This is a genomic window from Mycobacterium sp. (genome assembly GCF_035603715.1).
Classification (GTDB): domain Bacteria; phylum Actinomycetota; class Actinomycetes; order Mycobacteriales; family Mycobacteriaceae; genus Mycobacterium.
The window spans coordinates 1-3,309 of sequence record NZ_DATNJW010000158.1 but is presented as its reverse complement, the minus strand read 5'-3'; the positions used below and the strand labels follow the sequence as shown (position 1 = coordinate 3,309).

General features: G+C 62.4%; 4 protein-coding genes. All 4 read left to right on the top strand.

The features are described 5' to 3' along the window. Positions 1 to 513 (top strand): SDR family oxidoreductase (locus VN856_RS07190; protein ID WP_325687547.1); only part of this gene is annotated, 513 nt, incomplete at its 5' end. A gap of 256 nt (positions 514 to 769) precedes the next feature. Next, positions 770 to 1,534, top strand: coding sequence for an ABC transporter permease (locus VN856_RS07185; RefSeq protein ID WP_325687545.1), 765 nt, complete (start codon positions 770 to 772; stop codon positions 1,532 to 1,534). A 4-nt stretch (positions 1,535 to 1,538) separates the two neighbouring features. Next, positions 1,539 to 2,381, top strand: coding sequence for an ABC transporter permease (locus VN856_RS07180; RefSeq protein WP_325687543.1), 843 nt, complete (start codon positions 1,539 to 1,541; stop codon positions 2,379 to 2,381). Positions 2,382 to 2,389: 8 nt separating this feature from the next. Further along, on the top strand, positions 2,390 to 3,309 hold a 920-nt coding region (locus tag VN856_RS07175), incomplete at its 3' end, for an MCE family protein (protein ID WP_325687541.1).

Below are 3,309 nucleotides of genomic sequence, written 5' to 3'. Positions count from 1 at the left end.
TATTGGCGGTCGAAGGCGAAAGAGGCCGGCGGATCGGTTTACGGCCGCATCGTCAACACCTCGTCGGAAGCCGGGCTGGTGGGCCCGGTCGGGCAGGCGAACTACGGAGCGGCGAAGGCGGGCATCATCTCGCTCACCTTGACTGCCGCGCGTGGCCTGGGCCGCTACGGAGTGCGTGCCAACGCGATTGCGCCGCGCGCTCGAACCGCGATGACCGCCGACGTCTTCGGCGATGCGCCCGAGGTCGCCGACGGCCAGATCGACCCGCTCTCGCCCGAGCATGTGGTCACGCTGGTCCGCTTCTTGGCATCGCCCGCGGCCAAAGACGTCAACGGCCAGGTTTTCATCGTCTACGGGCCAAAGGTGACGCTGGTGTCAGCCCCCACCGTCGAGCGTCAATTCGCCACCGACGCGCAGGCGTGGGAGCCGGGCGAACTCAGCGACGAGCTCCAGAATTACTTTGCTGGACGTGACCCGGAACGCAACTTTGCGGCGACCGGATTGATGGAGTGATTGGCCCTGCTTTGAGGGCATGCTGAGCTGACTAGAACACGTTGCAGAATGAAATACGTCACAAACGCGCTGACCTGCTGAAACTACTTACTTTTGTCTAATTCTGCCTTTCTTTGACACGCCGAACTTGTTCTAGTTACGATTGGCCGGCTCACGCGGACCGCTAGCAGCTCAGAAACAAGCTAAAGCGGCGCAACCGGGGAAACAAGGGCTTCGCTCTGAGACGTGGAGATACCCGCGCGAGAAGGGAACCAGGTTGATCGAACAGCTCGCGGTCCCGGCCCGGGCCGTGGGCGGTTTCGTCGAGATGGCCCTGGACACCTTCCGCAAGACATTCCAGCGGCCTTTTCAGTTCCGGGAGTTCCTCGACCAGACCTGGATGATCGCTCGGGTTTCGCTGATCCCGACGCTGTTGGTGGCGATCCCGTTCACCGTTTTGGTGGCGTTCACGCTCAACATTCTCCTTCGTGAGATCGGCGCCGCCGACCTCTCCGGTGCCGGCACCGCCTTCGGAACCATCACCCAGTTGGGGCCCGTCGTCACCGTGCTGGTGGTGGCCGGCGCCGGCGCCACCGCAATCTGCGCCGACCTGGGTGCGCGCACCATCCGCGAGGAAATCGATGCGATGCGAGTGCTGGGCATCGATCCGATCCAACGCCTGGTGGTGCCCAGGGTGCTGGCGTCGACCTTCGTCGCGCTCCTCCTCAACGGGCTGGTCTCGGCGATCGGCATCGCCGGTGGTTACGTCTTCTCGGTGTTGTTGCAGGGCGTCAACCCCGGCGCGTTCGTCAACGGGTTGACCGTGCTGACTCACCTCGGCGAGCTGGTCCTGTCCGAGGTCAAGGCTTTGCTGTTCGGCGTGGTCGCCGGACTGGTCGGTTGCTACCGGGGGCTGACGGTCAAGGGCGGGCCGAAAGGTGTCGGTGTCGCCGTCAACGAGACGGTGGTCTACGCGTTCATCTGCCTGTTCGTGATCAACGTGATCATGACGGCAATCGGCGTTCGAGTGCTGGCCCGGTAAAGCGATGAGCTATGACGCCACGGTGCGGATTCGCCGCTTCTTCCACCGGTTCGCCGGGCCGGTCGACACCTTCGGCGAGCAGGCGCTGTTCTACGGCGAGTCAATGCGCTACATCCCGAATGCGCTTACCCGCTATCGCAAAGAGACGATCCGGCTGATCGCCGAAATGACGATGGGCACAGGCGCATTGGTGCTCATCGGCGGAACGGTCGGCGTTGCAGCATTTTTGACGCTGGCGTCAGGCGGCGTGATCGCGGTGCAGGGCTATGAGTCGTTGGGCAACATCGGTATTGAGGCGTTGACTGGGTTCTTGTCCGCGTTCCTCAATGTGCGCATCGTCGCTCCGGTAGTCGCGGGGATCGCGTTGGCCGCCACCATCGGTGCGGGTACTACGGCACAATTGGGCGCGATGCGGGTCGCCGAGGAGATCGATGCCATCGAGTCGATGGCCGTGCATTCGGTGTCCTACCTGGTGTCGACCCGGCTGATCGCGGGTCTGATAGCGATCGTCCCGCTCTACTCGCTTGCGGTACTGGCCTCGTTTTTCGCCGCGCGGTTCACCACGGTGTTCATCAACGGGCAGTCGGCCGGTCTATATGACCACTACTTCAGCACGTTCCTCATTCCCACCGATCTACTGTGGTCGTTTCTGCAAGCCATCGTGATGTCGATCGCGGTGATGCTGATCCATACGTACTACGGCTACAACGCTTCTGGCGGCCCGGTGGGTGTCGGCCTGGCGGTCGGCCAGGCGGTGCGCACGTCGCTGATTGTGGTCGTCGTTATTACTTTGTTCATCTCACTGGCGGTCTACGGCGCGTCCGGTAACTTCAACCTCTCCGGGTAAGGGGGACAGTGGCAAGCACCGGTGCGCAACGCACTCACGTCAGGCTGGCAGCGGCGCTGCTGGCCTCTCTGTTGTTGGCGTTCGTGGTGCTTACTTACCTCTCCTACACCGCAGCGTTTTCTCCGACCGACACCGTCACTTTGACCGCGCCGCGGGCCGGGCTGGAGATGGACCGCGGCAACAAGGTGAAGTATCGCGGCATCCAGATCGGCAAGGTCGACGACATCAGCTACGCGGGCGAGGAGGCTCAGCTAAGGCTCGCCATCGATGGCGGCGAGTTGCATTACATACCCTCCAACGCCGCGGTGCACATCGCCAGCAGCACCGTCTTTGGTGCGAAGTCGGTGGAGTTCATTCCACCGAAGTCACCGTCGCCCGCCGCGTTACGCCCGGGTGCACATCTCGCGGTGTCGGCTGTTTCGCTGGAGGTCAATACGCTGTTCCAGTCGCTCATCGGCCTGCTGCAAAAGATCGATCCTGTCGAGTTGAACGGGACGCTGGGCGCGCTGGCCGAAGGTCTACGGGGACACGGCAAAGACCTGGGCGGAGTGCTGTCGGGCCTGAATACCTTGACGCAGCAACTGAATCCGAAACTGCCGACCCTGCAGCAGGACTTCCGAAAGACGGCCGCGGTAGCCAACATCTACGCGGATGCCGCACCCGACCTGGTCACGGTCTTCAACAACACCCCGACGATCGCCCGGACAGTGGTGGATGAGCAGACCAATCTGAACACTGCGCTGTTGTCGGCAATTGGCCTGTCCAACAACGCTTATGACACGTTGGCGCCGGCCGAGCAGAATTTGATCGATGCGATCAAACGTTTGCGGGCTCCGCTGAAGGTCACCGCCGACTATTCACCGGAATTCGGCTGCCTCTTCGGAGCCATCAACCGCGGTATCCAAGAATTCGCACCGATCCTCGGTGT

Bases quoted from the DNA above. Each gene is read 5' to 3' on its own strand.
- VN856_RS07180 (WP_325687543.1), top strand. From the start codon at position 1,539: ATGAGCTATGACGCCACGGTGCGGATTCGCCGCTTCTTCCACCGGTTC.